General features: G+C 32.2%; 20 protein-coding genes and 1 pseudogene. 4 read left to right on the forward strand and 17 right to left on the reverse strand.

The window, feature by feature from the left end; all coding sequences use genetic code 11:
- Positions 1 to 102: 102 nt before the first annotated feature.
- The 4 genes from A5893_RS09565 to A5893_RS09580 are packed head-to-tail and all read right to left on the reverse strand — an operon-like array spanning position 103 to position 3700.
- Complete coding sequence (locus A5893_RS09565; RefSeq protein WP_068822342.1) at positions 103 to 1284, reverse strand: THUMP-like domain-containing protein; 1182 nt, start codon at positions 1282 to 1284, stop codon at positions 103 to 105.
- Positions 1277 to 2536 carry an aspartate kinase gene (locus tag A5893_RS09570; RefSeq protein WP_068822553.1) on the reverse strand — a complete coding sequence of 420 codons (1260 nt, stop codon included), beginning with the start codon at positions 2534 to 2536 and terminating at the stop codon, positions 1277 to 1279. Before A5893_RS09570 ends, A5893_RS09565 begins: the two co-directional genes overlap by 8 nt.
- Position 2537: 1 nt before the next feature.
- Positions 2538 to 3005 (reverse strand): GNAT family N-acetyltransferase, encoded by a 468-nt coding sequence (locus tag A5893_RS09575; protein ID WP_068822343.1) that lies wholly within the window; start codon positions 3003 to 3005, stop codon positions 2538 to 2540.
- Positions 3005 to 3700, reverse strand: a complete 696-nt coding sequence (locus tag A5893_RS09580; RefSeq protein ID WP_068822344.1) for a YggS family pyridoxal phosphate-dependent enzyme — start codon at positions 3698 to 3700, stop codon at positions 3005 to 3007. The genes A5893_RS09575 and A5893_RS09580 overlap by 1 nt, the downstream gene beginning before the upstream one ends.
- 113 nt (positions 3701 to 3813) lie before the next feature.
- Here A5893_RS09580 and A5893_RS09585 point away from each other — a divergent pair, with 113 nt between their 5' ends.
- Positions 3814 to 4212, forward strand: coding sequence for a DUF4296 domain-containing protein (locus A5893_RS09585; RefSeq protein WP_068822345.1), 399 nt, complete (start codon positions 3814 to 3816; stop codon positions 4210 to 4212).
- A complete protein-coding gene (locus A5893_RS09590) occupies positions 4193 to 6556 on the forward strand; it encodes an endonuclease MutS2 (protein ID WP_068822346.1) in 2364 nt (787 codons plus the stop codon). The genes A5893_RS09585 and A5893_RS09590 overlap by 20 nt, the downstream gene beginning before the upstream one ends.
- An 81-nt stretch (positions 6557 to 6637) precedes the next feature.
- Here the strand turns inward: A5893_RS09590 and A5893_RS09595 are convergent, their stop codons facing one another.
- The 9 genes and pseudogenes from A5893_RS09595 to purH form a co-directional block, all read right to left on the reverse strand.
- The gene (locus tag A5893_RS09595) at positions 6638 to 7009 is read right to left on the reverse strand and encodes a DUF1304 domain-containing protein (RefSeq protein WP_082911389.1); all 372 of its coding nucleotides are present in this window, start codon (positions 7007 to 7009) and stop codon (positions 6638 to 6640) included.
- A gap of 43 nt (positions 7010 to 7052) precedes the next feature.
- Positions 7053 to 8036: an aldo/keto reductase gene (locus A5893_RS09600; RefSeq protein WP_068822347.1), complete on the reverse strand. Its 984-nt coding sequence runs from the start codon at positions 8034 to 8036 to the stop codon at positions 7053 to 7055.
- Between the two features lie 190 nt (positions 8037 to 8226).
- The gene (locus A5893_RS09605) at positions 8227 to 8793 is read right to left on the reverse strand and encodes a dihydrofolate reductase family protein (RefSeq protein ID WP_068822348.1); all 567 of its coding nucleotides are present in this window, start codon (positions 8791 to 8793) and stop codon (positions 8227 to 8229) included.
- A 3-nt stretch (positions 8794 to 8796) separates the two neighbouring features.
- A complete protein-coding gene (locus A5893_RS09610) occupies positions 8797 to 9276 on the reverse strand; it encodes an SRPBCC domain-containing protein (RefSeq protein WP_068822349.1) in 480 nt (159 codons plus the stop codon).
- A gap of 3 nt (positions 9277 to 9279) precedes the next feature.
- Complete coding sequence (locus A5893_RS09615) at positions 9280 to 9606, reverse strand: ArsR/SmtB family transcription factor (RefSeq protein WP_068822350.1); 327 nt, start codon at positions 9604 to 9606, stop codon at positions 9280 to 9282.
- 150 nt (positions 9607 to 9756) lie between these two features.
- Positions 9757 to 10233 (reverse strand): SRPBCC family protein, encoded by a 477-nt coding sequence (locus A5893_RS09620; protein ID WP_068822351.1) that lies wholly within the window; start codon positions 10231 to 10233, stop codon positions 9757 to 9759.
- Between the two features lie 271 nt (positions 10234 to 10504).
- Positions 10505 to 11209 carry a hypothetical protein gene (locus A5893_RS09625; RefSeq protein WP_068822352.1) on the reverse strand — a complete coding sequence of 235 codons (705 nt, stop codon included), beginning with the start codon at positions 11207 to 11209 and terminating at the stop codon, positions 10505 to 10507.
- A gap of 382 nt (positions 11210 to 11591) precedes the next feature.
- Entirely contained in the window at positions 11592 to 12614 is a 1023-nt protein-coding gene (locus A5893_RS09630; RefSeq protein WP_068822353.1) for a rod shape-determining protein, read from the reverse strand.
- 86 nt (positions 12615 to 12700) lie between these two features.
- Positions 12701 to 14229: pseudogene (purH, locus tag A5893_RS09635) on the reverse strand (bifunctional phosphoribosylaminoimidazolecarboxamide formyltransferase/IMP cyclohydrolase).
- A gap of 181 nt (positions 14230 to 14410) precedes the next feature.
- Between purH and A5893_RS09640 the strand changes: the two are divergent.
- Together A5893_RS09640 and A5893_RS09645 are read left to right on the forward strand one after the other, a co-directional pair.
- Positions 14411 to 14974 carry a nuclear transport factor 2 family protein gene (locus A5893_RS09640; protein ID WP_082911390.1) on the forward strand — a complete coding sequence of 188 codons (564 nt, stop codon included), beginning with the start codon at positions 14411 to 14413 and terminating at the stop codon, positions 14972 to 14974.
- A 23-nt stretch (positions 14975 to 14997) separates the two neighbouring features.
- Entirely contained in the window at positions 14998 to 16506 is a 1509-nt protein-coding gene (locus A5893_RS09645) for a YfcC family protein (protein WP_068822354.1), read from the forward strand.
- 138 nt (positions 16507 to 16644) lie between these two features.
- On the opposite strand, the gene A5893_RS09650 is transcribed toward A5893_RS09645, so the two are convergent.
- From A5893_RS09650 to A5893_RS09665, 4 genes are read right to left on the reverse strand one after another with little or no spacing between them, the layout of a single operon-like run.
- Positions 16645 to 17475, reverse strand: coding sequence for an energy transducer TonB (locus tag A5893_RS09650; RefSeq protein WP_068822355.1), 831 nt, complete (start codon positions 17473 to 17475; stop codon positions 16645 to 16647).
- Positions 17472 to 17870, reverse strand: a complete 399-nt coding sequence (locus A5893_RS09655; protein WP_068822356.1) for an ExbD/TolR family protein — start codon at positions 17868 to 17870, stop codon at positions 17472 to 17474. The genes A5893_RS09650 and A5893_RS09655 overlap by 4 nt, the downstream gene beginning before the upstream one ends.
- Positions 17867 to 18571 carry a MotA/TolQ/ExbB proton channel family protein gene (locus A5893_RS09660; RefSeq protein ID WP_068822357.1) on the reverse strand — a complete coding sequence of 235 codons (705 nt, stop codon included), beginning with the start codon at positions 18569 to 18571 and terminating at the stop codon, positions 17867 to 17869. The genes A5893_RS09655 and A5893_RS09660 overlap by 4 nt, the downstream gene beginning before the upstream one ends.
- An 8-nt stretch (positions 18572 to 18579) precedes the next feature.
- Positions 18580 to 19641 carry an HU domain-containing protein gene (locus A5893_RS09665; RefSeq protein WP_068822358.1) on the reverse strand — a complete coding sequence of 354 codons (1062 nt, stop codon included), beginning with the start codon at positions 19639 to 19641 and terminating at the stop codon, positions 18580 to 18582.
- Positions 19642 to 19679: the final 38 nt, after the last annotated feature.

Genomic DNA, 19679 nt, shown 5'->3' on the forward strand with positions numbered 1-19679 from the left:
CTTGCAAAGTTGTCATTTCATAAGTACAATTTTTTGTTGGACAACTATATGTGAGATGTCTCGTTCCTCGACATGACGCGGTTTCTTACATGTATTATTTAACTAAACTTTCTTAGCCCAAATTACTTGTTTCTGTTCTTTAAAATCGGTGATGAAAAACAAGAAATCTTCGCCGCCATCTTTAATTTTAAATTGCTTCTTAATTTCTTCGGGCTTTAAATCGAAATTTCTGGTAACCACATTTGCTTTTTTTGTGGCTTTAGCCGAAGAAAAATTATTGAACGGGATTTGCTGAATAACCTGAAAAGTTTTACCAGGGAAATTTTTTGTTATCTCTTGTGAAGTGTACAAATGGGTATTCGGATTCAGTTTTTTAACATCAAATTTTTGAGTTAAAGATTTGAAGAAACCACCTTTTAAAATAGCCGCATCTGGTTCGTAAAGATATTTTTGAATAGCAAAACTTTGATTTTGAATACTTTTTTCTTCGCTATAATTAAATTGAAAAATATTTTCTTGATGCTGATTGATTAAGGCACAAATAATTTTGGTTTCTGAAATTTCTTTATTTTCTAATACAAATATTAACTCTTTACATTCACCATTTAAGCTAATGATATGCACTTCACTTACTCTTTTTAATTCTTTTAAAGCTGCCGAAATATCTAACATCGGTGCAGCTTTAATAATCACTTTGTCTGCCTTTTTTAAATATAAAACTTGATTTTCAACTACGTTTGGTTCGCAATCTTTTAACATAAAAACCCGCTGACTATTTTGTCTGCGAGATGGATCAACATAAATGTTTGCAACTTTATGCGTTTTTTCTATAAATTTTTGGCTATCGCCGATGACAAATTTAACATTAGATTTTCCTAAAACTTTTGCATTTTGAGCAACAATTGCTGAAAGGTTGGCGTCTATTTCACAATGAAAAACGTTTTTAGCCTTATCGGCGAAAGCCATATCATCTACACCAAAACCACCTGTTAAATCAATTAAATCTCCATTATTGATTAATTTTGTTTTATAAGTAGCAGTAATTTCTGAAGAGGATTGTTCTAAATTAACTTTTGGTGGAAATAAAATACCATCTGTTTTAAACCATGTGGGCAGCTTTTTTTCTATCCTATTTTTACCATCAATTTGTATCGCAATTTCTTGAATACTAATATTTAGCAAAGGCGAACCTTTTAAAATGATTTTGGTTAAATCAGTCTTCAGATTTTTTTGGATAAAATCCTGAACCTTTGGGTTAAGTAATTCTGGATTAAAATCACTCATCTTTTAAAACAAATTGAGCGGTATTTCTACTGCGTTGTTCTAAGTAAACATCGCCGTTTATATATTTTTGAATGCTTTTTTCATCTGCGTGGCGAATGGTAATCAGCTTTAAATTAGCGTTAAACTTAAATGAAAAATCGTTCTCCATTAACTTTTTAAAGGCTTCAAATTTATCCTCTCTAAAATCAAAACTCGCTGAAAAGCTTAAAGCAGAAATCTGCAAAGTATTCACTTTTATATTAACATCGGCGAAAGCCTTGAAAATATCTCTTAAATGATTTTCTGTGATAAAAGATAAATCTCGGGTATTTAAAGTCACCAAAACTTGGTTTTTCTTTACAATAATAATAGGAATAGAGATTTGAACCTGAGCTTCTTTAATAACTGTTCCTTTTTCTTTTGGAGATAAAAAGGGCTTTACATATAATGGAATACGCTTATTTTGAAGTGGTTTTATGGTTTTTGGATGAATTACTGTTGCCCCATAATAAGTCATTTCTATGGCTTCCTGGTATGAAAGTTCATCAAACTTTACGCAATCTTCAAATAGTTTTGGGTCTGCGTTTAAAATACCAGGAACGTCTTTCCAAACGGTAACATCTGTAGCATTTAAACAGGAAGCAAAAATTGCAGCCGTAAAATCAGAACCTTCTCTGCCTAAAGTGGTAGTGAAATTTTCTGACGTATTGCCAATAAATCCTTGTGTTATGGCAACCTGATTTTCTAATATTTTAGGGATATTTTTAAGAATTAAATCTTCTGTTTTCACCCAATCTATTTTTGCTTCGCGATAAGTATTATTGGTTTGTATGTAAGACCGAGCATCTAGCCATTGCGTTTTTATACCAATAAAGTTTAAATAATGGCTCACAATTCGGGTAGCCACAATTTCTCCCATAGAAACAATTTGATCGTAAATAAAATCAAATGGATCAACTGGTTCATCCTCAATAATCCAATCTATTTCTACAAAAGTGTTGGCAATCTCATCAAAAACAGGATGCTTGTCATCATTAAAAAGTTGATGAAGAATAGCAAAATGATAATTTTTTACTTCCTCAAAAATTTCATGAGTATCTTCTAATTGATTAAAATAGCTATTTGTAAGTTTTTCTAAGGCATTAGTGGTTTTGCCCATCGCAGAAATAACTATCAACAAATTATTTTGAGGAACCATTTTAACAATTGCTGCTAAATTTTTTATTCCTTCTGCATCTTTAACCGAAGCACCACCAAATTTATAGACTTGCATTTTAGAAATGTTGTATTTGTTCTTTTGATAAAGATGCATTTATCCATCCATCTTCTAAACCAGAATTGTATTTATTGTAAAAATTAATTGCCGGTTGGTTCCAATCTAAAACTTGCCAAACCATACCGGAGTAATTTTTTTCTTTAGCTTCCTGAATTGTTTTTTCAAATAATAATTTGCCAATTCCTTGTCCACGCATTTTTTCGGTGACAATAAAATCTTCTAAATATAAGCGACAGCCTTTCCATGTAGAATAACGAATATAAAATAAAGAAAACCCCTCAATATATCCATCAACTTCGGCTACAAAAGCTTTCCAAACTGGTTTTTCTCCGAAGCCTGCATCTTCAAACTCTGTTAAACTAACGGTGACTTCTTGTGGAGCTTTCTCATATAAAGCTAACTCGTGAATTAACTCTAAAATCCGACTACAATCTTCTTTTAAAGCATATCTAATATCAATTTTCATTAATTATCTTCGTTTTGAAAATGCTTTATTACACGTTCTCCAAAAATATCGCTCCCAATTCTTACTAAAGTACTGCCTTGATCAATTGCAATTTTATAATCAGCACTCATGCCCATTGAAAGTTCTTTAAAAGAATCTTGATTTTTAAAATAACTGATTTTTATCCCATCAAATAAAGTTTTAAGCTCGTAAAATTCTTCTTTAATCTGTTTATCGTTTTCTATGTTGGTAGCAATTCCCATCAAACCAACAATCCTGATGTTTTCTAATTCGGTAAATTCCTGAGATTCTAGTAATTCAATAACTTCATCAAAGCCTAAACCATATTTCGTTTCTTCATCGGCAATGTAAATCTGTAGCAAACAATCAATAATACGGTTGTTTTTTTGAGCTTGTTTATTAATCTCTTGCAACAATTTCATGCTATCTACAGAATGTATTATTGAAATAAAAGGAGCAATATATTTTACCTTATTGGTTTGCAAATGGCCAATTAAATGCCACTCAATATCTTTTGGTAATTTTTCATATTTATCTGCCAATTCCTGAACTTGGTTTTCGCCAAAAATTCTTTGTCCAGCATTATAAGCTTCTTGTAAATCTTCTATTGGCTTGGTTTTAGAGACTGCTACCAATTTTACACTTACGCTTTCTATCTCTGCTTTTAATGTTTTTAAATTATCTGTAATGCTCATTTATGCGTAATTTTAGCTGATTATTTTACAAAAATAAGAATGATTTATCTGAACAAGAATCTTAAACAAAATACCTTAGGTTTTAATTACAAATAAATCGTATAATACTGATTATGAATAAATTATTAATGATAGTTTGTGCATTCTTTTTGCTGTCTTGTAATAGGGACGATGCCCCAAAAGGAATTATTAATAAAGACCAAATGGTAAACGTTTTGTTTGATATGGGTATTACTGATGCTTATTTGAACCAAATTTATAAGCCAGATTCCCTACAACGTCAGGCTCATACAAGGTATAATTACATATTCAAAAAAAACAATATTGATTCTGCTAAGTTTACCAAGAGCCTTAAATATTACAGTTTAAGAGCTACAGAATTAGATGAGATTTTTAATAAGGTCACCGATAGTTTAAACCGATTAGAAAAAGCAGACAGCATTAAAGCGGTAAAAAAAGTTATAAAATTTAAGAGAAAAAGAAAAATAAAAAATGATTTACCCGCAAAATAGCTTACAAAAACTGGGTTTTGATGATATAAAAGATTCGATCAAGAATTTTTGTATCAGTGAAATGGGACGTGGAATGGTTGATAAAATGCAGTTTATGAGCAATTATGACCAAATCAATAAATTTTTACGACAAACTAACGAGTTTAAAAATATCATAGAAAACGACCAACCTCTACCTATCCAAAGTTTTTTTGACATCAAAAGATTAGCAGAAAAAGCAAGGATAGAAGGAACTTTTTTAAGTGAGGATGAGGTTTTTCAAATTTATAGTTCTTTGCAAACTGTTTTTGCTGTAATCAAGTATTTTGCTGATAGGGAAGGGCAATATCCAAATTTAGAGGCACTTTTCGAACATTTACCCATCGAAAAAAATATCCTTAAACATATTGAAGCGGTTATTGATGTTAAAGGAAAAATTAAACCCAATGCTTCTCGTTTACTTTCTAATATTACAGCTGCCATCAGCAAAGCAGAACAAGAAGCGAGAAAAAAAATTGATCAAATTTATAAAAATGCCCAACTAAATAATTGGGTAGCCGATGGGAGTTTAACAGTTAGAGAAGGAAGGATTTGTATCCCAATTTTGGCTGAAAATAAAAGAAAATTAAAAGGTTTTGTTCATGATGAATCTTCATCTGGCCAAACGGTATTTATAGAACCCGAAGAAGTTTTTAGTCTCAATAATAAAATAAGAGATTTAGAATTTGATAAGCGAAGGGAAATTATTAGGATTTTAACCGAGCTTACCAATCAATTAAGACCTTATGTGCCCATTTTATTATCCTACCATGGTTTTTTAACCAAGTTAGATTTTGTAAGGGCAAAGGCACTTTTTTCTATTAAAATTGAGGCTGAAATGCCCATCTTATTAAAAGAGACTCGCTTAAAGTTGATTAATGCAAAACATCCACTTTTGATGTTAAACCATAAAGATGTTGGTAAAAGCGTGGTGCCGCTAAACGTTCATTTAGATGATAGTGTAAGGGTTTTGTTGGTTTCTGGCCCAAATGCTGGAGGAAAATCTGTGGCTATGAAAACGGTGGGTTTGTTGCAGATTATGGCGCAAGCTGGTTTGTTAATTCCTGCTGCTCCAGAATCTGAAATTGGGATTTTTAAACAGATTTTTGCAGATATTGGAGATGACCAATCCATAGAGAGTGATTTGAGTACCTACTCTGCGCATCTTTCTAAAATGAAATATTTTACCGAGCACACTTCAGGAAAGACTTTAGTTTTGATTGATGAATTTGGGACAGGAACAGATCCGCTTTTTGGAGGACCAATTGCCGAAGCAGTTTTAGAACAGATTAATCAGAAAAAGTCTTTTGGATTAATTACAACTCATTATTCTAATTTGAAATTGTATGCCAACCATGCAGAAGGAATTGAAAATGGTTCTATGATTTTTGATAATGTAAATTTAAAGCCGACCTATATGCTGGAAATGGGTAAACCAGGAAGCTCTTATGCGTTTGAAATTGCCCAAAAAATAGGTTTATCTCCAAAATTGATAGAACTGGCAAAAAGCAAAATCAGCGTTCAGCAACGTAAAATCGACACACTTTTAGTTGATTTAGAGCGTGATAAAAAAGAAGTTTTAGATGCAAAGATTGATTTAGACAGACAACGCAGGAAGAACAACTCGCTTTTAGCAGAAAATGAAAAACTAAAAGCTTATTATGATGAAAATAAGCGAAACCTGATTAGAGATGCAAAATTAGAAGCTCAACAAATCATCAAAAATGCCAATAAATTAGTTGAAAACACCATATCTGAAATCAAAGAAAACAAAGCTGATAAAACGGTTACACAAAATTTAAGGGCAAATCTGCAATCAGAGCTTCAAAAAAATCAAATAAAACCTTCTGAAAAACCTAAAGCCAAAGATGAAGAAGAAATTATTGTTGGTGATTGGATTAAGATGTTGGATACAGAAAATCTGGCTCAAGTTTTAGAAATTTCTAAAGACAATTTAATTGTTGCTTTCGGCGAGTTACGTTCTGTTGTTAAGAAAAAAAGAGTTGAAAAAGTAAGTAATAAAAGTGTTCCAAAAGCGGTGAAAACATTTGGAACTTCTTCTTACACAGATACTGCCGCTTCATTTTCTCCAGAAATAGATTTACGTGGGCAAAGGGGAGAAGAGGCTATTGCAGAATTAGAACGCTATTTTGATAGGGCGGTGATGTTCGGTTTTTCAAATTTTAAAATTATCCATGGCAAAGGCGATGGAATCTTAAGAAAACTAATTAGAAATTATTTAAAAAACTACCCACAAGTCAGTAAAATGGAAGATGAGCATGTAGATAGAGGCGGGGATGGGATTACTTATGTTTATTTAAAATAAAATATGTTAATGATTAAACTTACGAAGTTTCAAAAACTTCGTAAGTTTTAAAAATGATGAGTTTTAAAATAATAGATAATTTTAATTTACAGCCAATACAATAAAAATGAGCGCTAAAATTGCCGGTAATGCTTGTACAATAAATATTTTTTTGCTAGCTGTTATTGCACCATAAATTCCAGCTGTAATTACACAAACCAGAAAAAATATAGCAATATTTTTAGACCATTGTGGGTCTGAGATAAAAAAAGTCCAGATTAAGCCAGCTGCTAAAAATCCGTTATACAAACCTTGATTTGCTGCCAGTGCTTTTGTTGGTTTAAACAATTCATCGCCCAAAGTTTTAAAAGTCTTTTTGCCGATGGTTTCCCAAGCAAACATTTCAAAATACATGATATATAAATGTTCAAGCGCTACAAAGGCGATTAAAATTTGGGAGATTATTTTCAACATTTAAGCCAGTTATTTTATGTTTTTTATTCAGCAAAAAACCACATTAGCATCTTTGATGAACATCTTCTTTAATGTATTGATTATAAATTTTATTGATTGCTTCTAATTCTTCCGATTTCAAATCGCTCAATCCCTCAACCTTTAAATTACTTTCTAATTGATTTATTTTTGAAGCTCCAGGAATTACACAGGTTATTTCCGGGAATTGTAAAATCCACTTTAACGCAATTTGTGGGAGATCTGCATTTGGGAAAATCTTTTTTAATTCGTCTACCGCTGCTAAACCTTTATCATAATCTACTCCAGAAAAAGTTTCTCCTTTGTCAAAAGCTTCTCCGTTTCTATTAAAATTACGATGATCATCTTTATCAAAAGTAGTTTCTTTAGAGAATTTACCGGTTAGTAAACCACTGGCTAAAGGAACTCTGGCAATCAAACCGATATTATTTTTCTTTGCCAAATCAAATAACAGTTCATTTGGCCTTTGCCTAAACATATTATAAATAAATTGTATGGAGCAAACATTTGGATATTCCATTGCTTTTATGCCTTCCTCCACTTTCTCCACGCTTACGCCCAGATTTTGGATTTTTCCTTCTTCTTTTAAAGTATTAAACAATTCAAAAATTTCTGGACGATAAAAAACTTCTGTCGGTGGGCAATGTAACTGAATCAAATCTAAAGTCTCTAAACCTGTATTTTTAAGACTGTCTTCTACAAAACCTCTTAATGCTTTTATGGTATAGCTTTCATTTACATGAGGATTTAATCTTCTACCACATTTGCTGGCTACATAAATTTTTTCTGATCTTGATTTTACAACTCTACCGACTGCTTTTTCACTTTCTCCATCTCCGTAAACATCTGCGGTATCAATAAAATTAATTCCACCGTCTATAGCTTTATTCAGGATTTCATCTGCATTTTTGTGGTCAAAAGGTTCGCCCCATTTCCCACCAACCTGCCAGGTTCCTAAACTGATTTCTGATATTTTTAAATTGCTTTTTCCTAAGGTTCTGAAATTCATATCGGGAATTTAAGAAAAATTGGATGTTTGTTCAAAATAAAAACCATTAATTTCTTAAAATTTGCGACTTTTAGGAATCTGCTATAAAAGAGTTTGCAAACTCTTTTTGATTATTGGATCCGGAAAGATGTTTTTCTTAACTCTCCGAACAGGTGGGACATATTAGCGATTAGTTGTTTTTTGTCAGTCACTAATTTTTTGAATAATGAAGTCCAATTACACCACTAGGAAATTGTTTGCTTTCAATGAGTGTTAAATTTGACATGTGAGTAATTCCTTTAAACATTGGAATTCCATCACCAATTACAACTGGATTAACAAATAGCCAGAGTTCGTCAATTAGTCCTTCGTTAAATAGTGACTGTGTCGCAGTTGCACTTCCAAAAATTAGAATGTTTTTTCCATCTTGTTGTTTCAATTTGTTAATGTTGTCTACAAGGTTGTTACTAATGATTTTTGTTTTATCGAGTTCATTTGCAATAAGTGTGGTTGATAAAATTACTTTCAAAGATTGGTTATACCAACTAGAATGCTCTATGTCGTGTTTAGTTGCATTGGCATTTTCGCCAGCTGTTGGCCAATAAGCATTCATCATTTCGTAGGTAACCCGTCCGTAAAGTGCGGTATCAGCTTCGTCTGTAAATTTACCTACCAAATCAAACATTTCATCGTCAACATTTATCCAGTCCATTTCTCCATTTTTCCCTGCCACAAAACCATCAAGGCTTGTATGCATTGATACAATTATTTTTCTCATTTTTTATCGTTTAATAACTAAAATTTCAAGATAGCTTTCAAGTCTGTTTAAAGTTTGCTTTCCACCTTCAATAGCATTTACTTTTCTATTTAATTCGTCAATAATTGCTTTTGATTTAAATACAGACTTCATAGTTAACAATGTTTTTCCTTCCAAATCTTCAAATAAGATTGAAACAGTAAAGTTATAATCATCACTTTTTTCTCCAGTATGTTTATAGGTTAAAAAGTCAGGTTTTCTGACTTCTAAATACTCTATTTTGTTATCCCAATCTTGTCCCATTCCATGCATAATAAAATCCCAGGTTTTATTTGGTTTTACATTCATTGTCCTGGTTGTTAGCGAAAACCCATTTGGTCCCCACCATTCTTTTATATGTTCTGGAGTTGTCCAAACTTCCCAAACTAATTCTCTTGGAGCATTAAGAATTCTCGTATGTATAATTATGTTATCCTCCTGTTTGAAGGTATTATATTGTTCCATTTTTTATTTATTCTCTTTTTGAATTTTAGCTAAATAACTTTCTAATGAGTCAAACTTAGCATCCCAAAATTTTTGATATTGACTGACCCAATCAGATACTTCCTTCATTTTTTCAGGATTAAAGTGATAGTATATTTCACGCCCCTTGTGGTCTTGCTTTACAAGTTGGCATTCGGTCAATATTTGTATGTGCTTTGAAATTGTTTGTCTTGAAGAATTAAAGTTTTCAGCAATTGCTCCAGGTGTCATTGCTTGAAACGCTATTAAACTTAATATGGCTCTACGTGTTGGGTCGGCTATTGCTTGAAATATATCTCTACGTGTTTCCATTAGTGCAGTTACTTGACTGCGAATATAACGCAATCATTTAACTGCGCAAAATTTTTTCAACTGTTTTTTTGAAACGTCAAATTCGGTGGGGGGATGTGAGTTGGTAATGTTCGCTATCAGCCATTTTTGATCAAATTACCAGACGTACTTTTATTTAGATAATACTAATTTCCAGCCGTCAGATTCTGCAAATTCTTTAATCACGTTATTTCGTTCCGCTAATAATTTTGTCATATATTTTTCTAAAAATAACTTGTCTGCTAATTTTCCTAAAAAACCATAAGGTGATTTATAGTCGAAAATATCGGTCATTAAAGTGGTTTGGTTCAGTTTTTTAAAATGATGTTCATGTTTAAATTCTTTAAACGCTCCTTTTTGCATTTCGTCGATGAAAAAGTTCGGTCGATCAAATTCAGTAATTTTAGAAGTTAGGGTTTGGTAAAAGCCAAAATGTTTCGCTCGCCAAGTCACGCTTTCGTTCATTTCAATTAGTCCGCTGGTTTTTCCAGCAATTGCTGTTTCATTAGTTTTTTCAGTAGAAATTTTGTGTAAGTCAATACTTCGTGACAGGTCAAAAACAACTTCAAGTTCAGCTTTTATTTTTGTTTCAAGATGAATTATCGGCATTTCGGTTATTTATAATTGTTAACGAGTTGCAGGTTTATACAGAAATAGCATTGCTTGCAAAATCATTGTCGCATCGTACTAAATTTAGTAAATAACTAATGAATTATTAAAAACCACCTTAGTCATATTTGCACAATTTGCTGTTGGCGGTTTCCCTTTCACCGTAGTTAATATTTTTATCAATACATTCAAATCTTTAAAAATTTTTAGTGTTTTATCATTTTTCCGCCTCATTGTGTCAGAAAACATGATGTTCAAAATGTTTACTTTATTAATTCGAATCTATTAATTCATCAAAATCTTTTTTACTTAAGCCAAGTGGTATACAATTGCTGTAAAGTAATTTTATCATTCTCTTATCTGTCTCTGAATATTTTCTGTGTTCTTTCATAAATTTATCTTCGTCTGCTTTATCATAACTTTTCAACACATACGCATTCATAGTTGTGTCATAAAATTTAGCATCTTTTAAATAGGTCTTATTATGATTGAAACCGATTGCATGCATCATTTCATGTTGAACTGTTCGCCAGCGATAATCGCCTTTTTGAATTGGAAATATAAAAACATCAGCCTTTTTAAATGCGCTACTAAATAATCTAAATTCTGGTTTTGTATATCCATAAATATCTAACTTAGTTATCTCATAGGTAAAATCAATCGTGATATCTGCCTTTTCAACATTTTTAATTAATGTGATTTTTAAAGGTGTAATAAGAGGGGTTAATTCTGCAACAATTGCTCTAACAGTTTCAGGGTCTTCTGGTCTAATATCGTCCCCTTTAATTGCAATGGAAATATCATGGTCCCATTTCATTATTTTTTTATAATAGAAAAAACCGATGTTAGAGAACAATTTCTTGTCATCCGAAGTGAGTTTATTGACACAGTCTTTTGTTTTTACACCAACTGGTTTGTGACACCCATGTATGATTAAAATAATTAAATAAATGCTTAGTTTAATAAAGCTATTCATTGATGTTGTTTTTTTAAAATTATTCGTTACTTTTTAAATTAGAGCTTGCTTAGCTCTAAAAACATCTGCCTAATAATTTGTTGTCTATTAGAGGGGATAAAAAGGTGTTACAATCTTTCATTTATTTTATTAGTTCGGCATCAAATGCTTAAGAATATTAAATTATTTCAATTCGAAGTTTAGAGCTTTCATAGTAGATGTAATTTGTTTTAGGGTTACCGCTATCATAAATATATGTGCAATATATTCAATACATATCAATCAAAATTGTTCAATCAAAAAATTTCAAAAAACTAATCTCACAAAAAAAGCAAAACTGTTTCCAATTTTGCTTTCCACAACACAAGGTCTTAAATCTTGTGTATATTATCTTAAATCTAACTTACTGCATCAAAAACTTAAAGTTTGCTATGTTTTTTAATGAGATTCCTGTGCCTCTAACAACCGCTCTTAACGGATCGTCAGCAACGTGTACTGGTAATTTAGTTTTAGAACTGATACGCTTATCTAAACCTCTTAGCAACGCACCACCGCCAGTTAAATAGATTCCTGTTTGATAAATATCAGCAGAAAGTTCTGGTGGAGTAATCTCTAAAGCTTTCAAAATCGCTTCTTCTATTTTAGAGATAGATTTATCTAAACAATGCGCAATCTCGGTATAAGAAACGGTAATTTGTTTAGGCACACCTGTCATTAAATCACGACCCTGAACGGCGAAATCTGCTGGAGCATCTGTCAATTCTGGCAATGCAGACCCCACTTCAATTTTAATTCTTTCTGCAGTACGGTCACCAATCATGATGTTATGTTGGCGACGGATATAATTCACAATATCACTATCAAAATTATCTCCGGCAACACGGATAGATTGATCGCAAACAATCCCCGAAAGGGCTATTACAGCAATTTCAGTTGTTCCACCACCTATATCAATAATCATGTTTCCCATTGGTTCTTCCACATCAATACCAATTCCTACGGCTGCAGCCATTGGTTCGTGTATTAAATAAACCTCTTTTGCACCTGCGATTTCAGCGGAATCTCTAACGGCTCTTTTTTCCACTTCGGTAATTCCAGAAGGAATGCAGATCACCATTCTTAAAGAAGGAAAAAACCAACCTTTTCCACCGTTTATCATCTTGATCATTCCTCTGATCATGTATTCGGCAGCGTTAAAATCTGCAATTACACCGTCTTTCAGCGGACGAACAGTTTTGATATTTTCGTGGGTTTTACCTTCCATTTGCATGGCTTGGCGACCAATTGCAATCACTTTATTGGTAGTCCTGTCAAAAGCAACGATAGAAGGTTCATCTACCACCACTTTATCATTATATATAATTAAAGTATTTGCCGTACCTAAATCTATGGCAATTTCTTGTGTAAACCAGTTAAATAAACCCATTTGTGTGTTATTAAGGATTTTGTGTTTTGTAAAAGTATGTTCTTTATTTTAATTCTAATCAAAAATATAAACGTTTGAAAGTAATATTAATGTTTAAAATGACGGACACCTGTTGTAACCATTGAAACGCCTTTTTTATTTGCCATTTCTATTGAATCTTGATCTTTTATAGAACCACCTGGTTGTAAAACTGCGGTAACTCCAGCTGCTGCTGCTAATTCTACACAATCTGGGAACGGAAAAAAAGCATCTGATGCCATTACTGCCCCTTTTAAATCAAAACCAAAACTTTCTGCCTTAACCACTGCTTGTTTTAATGAGTCAACTCTTGATGTTTGTCCAACTCCGCTAGCTATTAATGTATTATTTTTAGCAAATACAATGGTATTAGATTTTGTATGCTTAACCACTTTATTAGCAAAATAGAGATCTTTTAATTCTTGATCGGTAGGTTTTTTGTCTGTTACAGCAGTCATTTGTGCTACATTTTCTACCGTGTTATCTTTGTCTTGTTCTATTACCCCGTTAAGCAAAGTTTTAAATAACTTCCCAGGTAAAGCAACTTCTTTTCGTTTTAAAATGATACGATTCTTTTTAGAAGTAATTACTTTTTCTGCTTCCGCTGAGTAAGAAGGCGCTATTAAAACCTCAAAAAATAGTTTGTTAATTTCTGTCGCAGTAGCTTCATCAACTTCACCGTTACAAATTAAAACTCCACCAAAAGCAGAAACAGGGTCGCAAGCTAAAGCAGTATTCCATGCATCTAATATTTGTGGACGCGAAGCAATTCCACATGCGTTGGTATGTTTTAAAATGGCAAAGTTGGTTCTGTAAATTCATCAATTAAAGCAACAGCAGCATCAACATCTACCAAATTATTGTAGGATAATTCTTTGCCGTTCAATTTATCAAACATAGCTTCTAAATCGCCATAGAAATAACCTTTTTGATGAGGATTTTCTCCGTAACGCAAAACGGAAGCTTTCTGTTCTGATTGTTTGAATACAGTTAGCGCATCTTCATCTTGATTAAACCAATTAAAAATGGCAGTATCATAATGTGAAGAAACATTAAAAGCGTTTCTGGCGAAAGCCTTACGTTGCGCTAAAGTAGTTTCTCCGTTTTGAGTTTCTAATAAATTGTTTAACGAGCTATAATCATCTTTAGAAGCAATAATTACCACATCATTATGATTTTTTGCAGCTGCTCTGATTAAAGAAATGCCACCAATATCAATTTTTTCAATTGTATCTTCCTCAGAAGCTCCAGATTTTACGGTTTCCTCAAAAGGGTATAAATCTACAATCACTAAATCAATTTCCGGAATCTCATATTCTGCAATCTGTGCTTCATCACCTTGATGCGCTCTTCTTGTTAAAATTCCGCCAAAAACTTTTGGATGTAATGTTTTTACTCGACCGCCTAAAATAGAAGGATATGAAGTTAAATCTTCTACCGGAATTACATCAACACCTAAATCTCTAATAAACTTTTCAGTTCCTCCGGTCGTATATATTTTCACTCCCAATTTGTTCAATTGATGAATTATTGGTTCCAGATTATCTTTATAATAGACAGAAATTAAAGCGTTTTTGATTTTTACGGAATGGCTCATTAAATTTTTTGTTTGAAGCCGCAAAGATAGAAAAATGAAATTCTTTTTGAGGATAACGTTAATATTTAAAAAATAAAAACATGGATTTCCCTTTCTTAAACGCTAATTTTTATAAGCTATTAAGATATTGTAACATTAATTTTTTGTAAAAATCTATATATTTAATTTTTGATAAATATTAATGAAAGCTAATCGCCCTTTTAAACCATATTATAAAATCTTTTTATTTGATTTTAAACTAATATTTATTGTTGCACTAATTTCCTGTAATCAGAAAGTATCAAACAAATATCAATCAAAGTTTGATTCTGATTTAGAAAAGAAGCATATCAACTCCACACTAGATTCATTCAATAATGCTGCTGCCAAAGCAGATTTTAAAACTTATTTTAATTTCTATACGGAGGACGCCATATTTACAGGAACAGATGCTACTGAAAGATGGGATAAAAAGGATTTCATGGCTTATGCAAAACCATTTTTTGATAAAGGCAGAGCATGGAATTTTACCTCTATAGAAAGACATATTTATTTTGATAAAACTGGTAGTTTAGCTTGGTTTGATGAATTGCTAAACACCCAGATGAAAATTTGTCGAGGTTCTGGAGTTTTAATAAAACAAGGAAATAATTGGAAAGTTCAGCAATATATTTTATCGGCAACTATCCCAAATCCTATTATGGACGATGTGGTAAAAATGAAAAGTGGAATTGAAGATAGCTTAATGGTAAAAATTAAAAGGTAGTTTTAAAATGGATTTGTATTTCAATGAAGATAATTAGCGCCAAAAGTCTCCCAACGCCATTAACATTAATGATGTTGGTTATTATTGTTGCTGCTATAACTACATGGCTTTTGCCTGCTGGCGAGTATAGCAAACTATCTTCCCAAGACAATAAGTCTTTTGTAGTTTCCTCTCCAACTGAAACAATTTCTTTACCTTTTACTCAAAAAACATTAGATAGTTTATCCATAAAAATCCCTTTACAAAAATTTGTGAATGGAGATATTCGTAAACCTATATCTGTTCCCAATACTTATCAAAAGTTAGAATCGAAACCACAAGGATTTCTTGATGTTTTAGAAGCGCCCATAAAAGGGGTAATTGATAGTATCGATATTATTCTTTTTATCCTTTTTATTGGAGGCTTTATGTCGGTTTTTAATAAAACTAATGCCTTATTTAACGGCGTTAAATATTTGGGACAAAGTATGAAAGGCAAAGAAAAATTGCTCATCATTATTTTAACTTCCATATTTTCTTTTTTAGGAGCTTCTTACGGAATGGATGTGGAAGCCATTGTGTTTTATCCTGTTTTAGTCCCATTATTTATTGCTGCTGGCTATGATTTAATTGTGCCATTAGCCATTGTTTTTGGTGGTACTTGCACTGGTACTATCGCAAGTTTTAGTAATCCTTTTGCGGTAATAATTGCTTCAAATTCTGCTGGTATCAATTGGACAGATGGTCTTTACGAACGGATTTTATTCTTTGTAATTGCGACGACAATTTTGATTTGGTATATTTTAAGGTATGCAGCTAAAATTAAGAAAGATCCAACAAAATCAATTTCACATCAAATTGATGGTGTGATAAAATCTGCCTTTGAGTTTGATATAGATTTAGATGCTAAAGCCATTAGTTTAAATGCTAAAACTAAAATTTTACTTTCCATTTTCTTCCTAACCTTCACTAGCATGATTGTGGGAATTGTCTTTTTTAACTGGTGGACTTTAGAAATGTCAGCTTTGTTTTTAGGTTCAGCAATTTTGGTTGGGATAATTGAAAGAATTGGAGAAAAAACTTTTGTAAACGAATTTGTGAAAGGAGCAGAAGGTTTATTATCTGTTGCTTTAATCGTGGGTTTAGCAAGAGGAGTGACAATTATCCTAAATGAAGGCTTTGTTGGCGACTCTATCTTATTTTACGCCTCAAATGTAGTTCAACATTTTTCTCCGAGTGTTTTTATAATAGGAGTGATGCTGTTTTATTTTTTCTTTGCCATTTTTGTGAGTTCTTCTTCTGGAATGGCGGTTTTAACGATGCCAATAATTGGTGCATTGGCAATAATTCTTAATCTCCCCGGAAGGGAAATTGTTAATTCTTATTTATTTGGAATAGGAATTATGTTCTTGATTTCACCCACAGGTTCTGTTTTCCCAGCATTGTTAATGGTTCAAGTCAGCTATAAAGCTTGGCTTAAATTTATCATGCCTTTTGTATTTATCATGATGATTTTAAGTGCTATTTTTTTGGTGGTTGGGATTGGCTTTTAGGATACAATTTGTCTGAATCTTGATTAACAGGATTTTAGGATTAGCGTGATTTGAATCTGATAATAAAATTTAATATCTCCCGCAAATTTCGCTGATTAACGCAGATAATAAAATGTTTAGCTCTGTGATGAAATAAATCTATTTCACTTTGAAATTGAAAACGATGGTACCGATTTGGGTGTCTGGTGCGGATTCTAATGTATTAAACCTTGAACCCAAAGCTGCATTTTCACATTTATCCCAAAGTGTTGGATCGGTCAAAGTTGTACCACGTCCGCCTGCTTTTGCACTTGTAACCACACCGTTTTTATCAACCCTTATTTCTACTACAATCTTACCAGATTTTTGTCCATCATCTTTAATTGATGGTAAATTCACAAATCTTCTGCTCTTCAGCGATAGTGCCAGACCACCATTTCCAGAACCAGTTCCATCATAATTATCACTTAAAGGATCACCCTCCGGTTTACCTTGATTTCCAGCAACATTTCCATTTCCATCGCCAGTTCCTGTTCCTTTATTTTTGTTGCCTTTGTAAAGTGCGTTTTGATTAATTACTGGAGCTTTTGGTTTGTCTTCCGTTTTTTGAGTAGGAGCTGTTTTCGTAGCGTTAGCTTTGGTATTCAAACTAACTGCATCAGAATTATCATCTGTTACAATGTTATTATCAGTGTTTGCGGCTTGTGTATTTTGAGTTACTTCTTCGTTTGGAGTGATTTTATCAGGTGCTTTACCATTTGCATTTGGATCGACAGAAGGTTCATCTACGCTCATGTAATCATTTCCCATTCCTTCCTCAGAAGTTCCGTAATTAACAATAATTCCACCAACTCCAACTTCTTCAGGAATCTCGGCTTTGCTCACAATATAAAAAATGCTTAATAATAATAAAGCCACTAAAATCCCCACCGAAATAGCAATGGCTTTTGGATAATTATTCTCAGAATTTTTATAGTTTAACGCAATCATTTTTGAGGTTCTGTTGCCAGCACTAATTTAATTTTAAGCTTATTGGCAATATCCGTTAAGCTAACTACATTTTGAATTGCTATACTATTATCTGCATAAAGAATAACGGTTAAATCTGGATTTGCTTGTTGATAAGTTGCAATTTTTTGTTCTAAAGCTGCAAAAGGAACTTGATCTTTCTCTACATAATATAGCAGATCTTTTGTAATAGAAACGTTAATCGTTTTTTGTGGCGATGCTTGTCCGCTGCTAGAACGTGGTAAGAATAACTTCACCACATTAGGATTCACAACGGCTGAAGCCAATAGAAAAAACAACAGCAAGAAAAACATAATATCGTTTAACGCCGATGTATGTACTTCTACATGTGGTCTAGCTCTCTTCCTTAAATTCATCGTCCTGGTTCTTCTAATAAATCAATAAATTCAATCGTATCGGTTTCCATCTTTAAAATTACTTTATCAACCATAGTGGTTAAAATATTATAAAGAATATATGCGATGATACCGATAATTAATCCTGAGGCAGATGAAATCATTTTTACATATAAACCGCCAGAAATTGTTCCAATTTCGATGACTCCTTTTACAGAAACATCATGAAAAATAGTGATTACCCCAATAATTGTCCCAACGAAACCAAGCATTGGCGCTATTCCGGCAATAACACCCAAAATACCTATGTTACTTTCCAGTTTAGAAACTTCCAATCTTCCAACGTTTTCAATCGCTCCTTCAATATCCTTTATCGGGCGACCAATTCTTAACAAACCTTTTTGTAACATGCGGCCAAGAGGAGTATTGCTACTTTTACAAATAGCTATCGCTGAATCTAGATTTCCAGTTTTAATGCTAGATTTTACCTGCATTGATAGTTGAGACTCGTCTTTATTTGCTTTTCTAATGGTTAAATATCTTTCGAAGAATATGATTAAAGCTAATAAGGCTAAAATTGCTAATGGTATCATTACCCAACCTCCCTTTGTTAATAATTCAAATAAGCTTAACTCTTGATTTGGAGAAGCTTGTAAAGCTGAAATTGCATTGCTAGCAGTATCAGCTAAAGGTTGTAAGGCAGTAGTATCTTGTAAAAACATGAATTATATTATTTTAAAATTTTATAAGCTTTTTTATAAGCTTCTGGATTAATTTCTTTTCTTATTCTTTGTAATTCTTTTTCAGCTTCTTCATCATTATAAAGTGTGGCACCGCTAATTTTAACCATTGGTCCATCTTTATCATCTAAAATGTAGGCGTTGATTTCATAGTTTTTTAATTGCTTAACTCTTTCTTTAGCCTCATCCTTTGACATATATAAGCCAATGATAATCTCATACCTAAAATCACCTTTTTTAGGGATAATTTTACTACTTACAGAAACATCAGTAGAGTCTCTTGGCTTTTCAACATCAAAACCTTGAGATTTAAGTTTGTTTTCAATATCATCAGTTCCCTTACTATTATAGATGGAATCAGCTTTTTGCAAATCTTGCTTATTTGCTTGTACTACTGCAGGGTTATTATCTTTTTTAGGATTGATATTAAAGTTTGTAGTTTGTATATTATTGATCAAATTTTTATATAAATCGGGCTTAGCAAAATATAATCCTACTGCGGTAGCAATGATGGCAACCGCTACAATCATCAAAATTAAGCTTGTTATGCTTCTCTTTTCTCTTTCCTCAACATAATCTGAAGGCATTGCTGTACTCATTGCCTGTTGCGCTAAACTATAAGTTTCAACTTCGCTTCCTATTAATGATGGAGATTGGGTATCTATTGAAGGTAAGCCAAAATAGGATTTATTTAAAGTTTCTGATTTGGCTGAATCTAATTTTAATTTTCCCTCTAAAGATGATAATTTACCTACCCCATTTATTTCTACATCATCAGTTTTTAAAGAATTTTTAATATCTCTCACATATTCATCTAATATTGCATAAGCAGATGTAAGGGAGGTATCACTTTTTTGACTAATTAGATGAACTAATTTATCATCATGTAAATAATCTGTAGAAAAATCTATTTTGTTGGATGGTGGATAATAAATCTTTGTATCATCATCATAAAAACCAGCAGATCTTTTTTTGAAAAACCTACCTAAACCAGGTATAATTACCTGATCTTTTTGGGTGAGTAATGATAAGAAATAAGGTGCTATATCCATTTTAGCGTAAATGTAATTATTTAGTATTACCGATTAAA

This window comes from Pedobacter psychrophilus, assembly GCF_001652725.1.
GTDB classification, from domain to species: domain Bacteria; phylum Bacteroidota; class Bacteroidia; order Sphingobacteriales; family Sphingobacteriaceae; genus Pseudopedobacter; species Pseudopedobacter psychrophilus.

Bases quoted from the DNA above. Each gene is read 5' to 3' on its own strand.
- A5893_RS09575 (WP_068822343.1), bottom strand. From the start codon at position 3,005: ATGAAAATTGATATTAGATATGCTTTAAAAGAAGATTGTAGTCGGATT.
- A5893_RS09570 (WP_068822553.1), bottom strand. From the start codon at position 2,536: ATGCAAGTCTATAAATTTGGTGGTGCTTCGGTTAAAGATGCAGAAGGA.
- A5893_RS09655 (WP_068822356.1), bottom strand. From the start codon at position 17,870: ATGAATTTAAGGAAGAGAGCTAGACCACATGTAGAAGTACATACATCG.
- A5893_RS09615 (WP_068822350.1), bottom strand. From the start codon at position 9,606: ATGGAAACACGTAGAGATATATTTCAAGCAATAGCCGACCCAACACGT.
- A5893_RS09610 (WP_068822349.1), bottom strand. From the start codon at position 9,276: ATGGAACAATATAATACCTTCAAACAGGAGGATAACATAATTATACAT.
- A5893_RS09660 (WP_068822357.1), bottom strand. From the start codon at position 18,571: ATGTTTTTACAAGATACTACTGCCTTACAACCTTTAGCTGATACTGCT.
- A5893_RS09585 (WP_068822345.1), top strand. From the start codon at position 3,814: ATGAATAAATTATTAATGATAGTTTGTGCATTCTTTTTGCTGTCTTGT.
- A5893_RS09665 (WP_068822358.1), bottom strand. From the start codon at position 19,641: ATGGATATAGCACCTTATTTCTTATCATTACTCACCCAAAAAGATCAG.
- A5893_RS09625 (WP_068822352.1), bottom strand. From the start codon at position 11,209: ATGAATAGCTTTATTAAACTAAGCATTTATTTAATTATTTTAATCATA.
- A5893_RS09580 (WP_068822344.1), bottom strand. From the start codon at position 3,700: ATGAGCATTACAGATAATTTAAAAACATTAAAAGCAGAGATAGAAAGC.
- A5893_RS09640 (WP_082911390.1), top strand. From the start codon at position 14,411: ATGAAAGCTAATCGCCCTTTTAAACCATATTATAAAATCTTTTTATTT.
- A5893_RS09650 (WP_068822355.1), bottom strand. From the start codon at position 17,475: ATGATTGCGTTAAACTATAAAAATTCTGAGAATAATTATCCAAAAGCC.
- A5893_RS09600 (WP_068822347.1), bottom strand. From the start codon at position 8,036: ATGAATTTCAGAACCTTAGGAAAAAGCAATTTAAAAATATCAGAAATC.
- A5893_RS09630 (WP_068822353.1), bottom strand. From the start codon at position 12,614: ATGGGTTTATTTAACTGGTTTACACAAGAAATTGCCATAGATTTAGGT.
- A5893_RS09605 (WP_068822348.1), bottom strand. From the start codon at position 8,793: ATGAGAAAAATAATTGTATCAATGCATACAAGCCTTGATGGTTTTGTG.
- A5893_RS09645 (WP_068822354.1), top strand. From the start codon at position 14,998: ATGAAGATAATTAGCGCCAAAAGTCTCCCAACGCCATTAACATTAATG.
- A5893_RS09565 (WP_068822342.1), bottom strand. From the start codon at position 1,284: ATGAGTGATTTTAATCCAGAATTACTTAACCCAAAGGTTCAGGATTTT.
- A5893_RS09620 (WP_068822351.1), bottom strand. From the start codon at position 10,233: ATGCCGATAATTCATCTTGAAACAAAAATAAAAGCTGAACTTGAAGTT.
- A5893_RS09590 (WP_068822346.1), top strand. From the start codon at position 4,193: ATGATTTACCCGCAAAATAGCTTACAAAAACTGGGTTTTGATGATATA.
- A5893_RS09595 (WP_082911389.1), bottom strand. From the start codon at position 7,009: ATGTTGAAAATAATCTCCCAAATTTTAATCGCCTTTGTAGCGCTTGAA.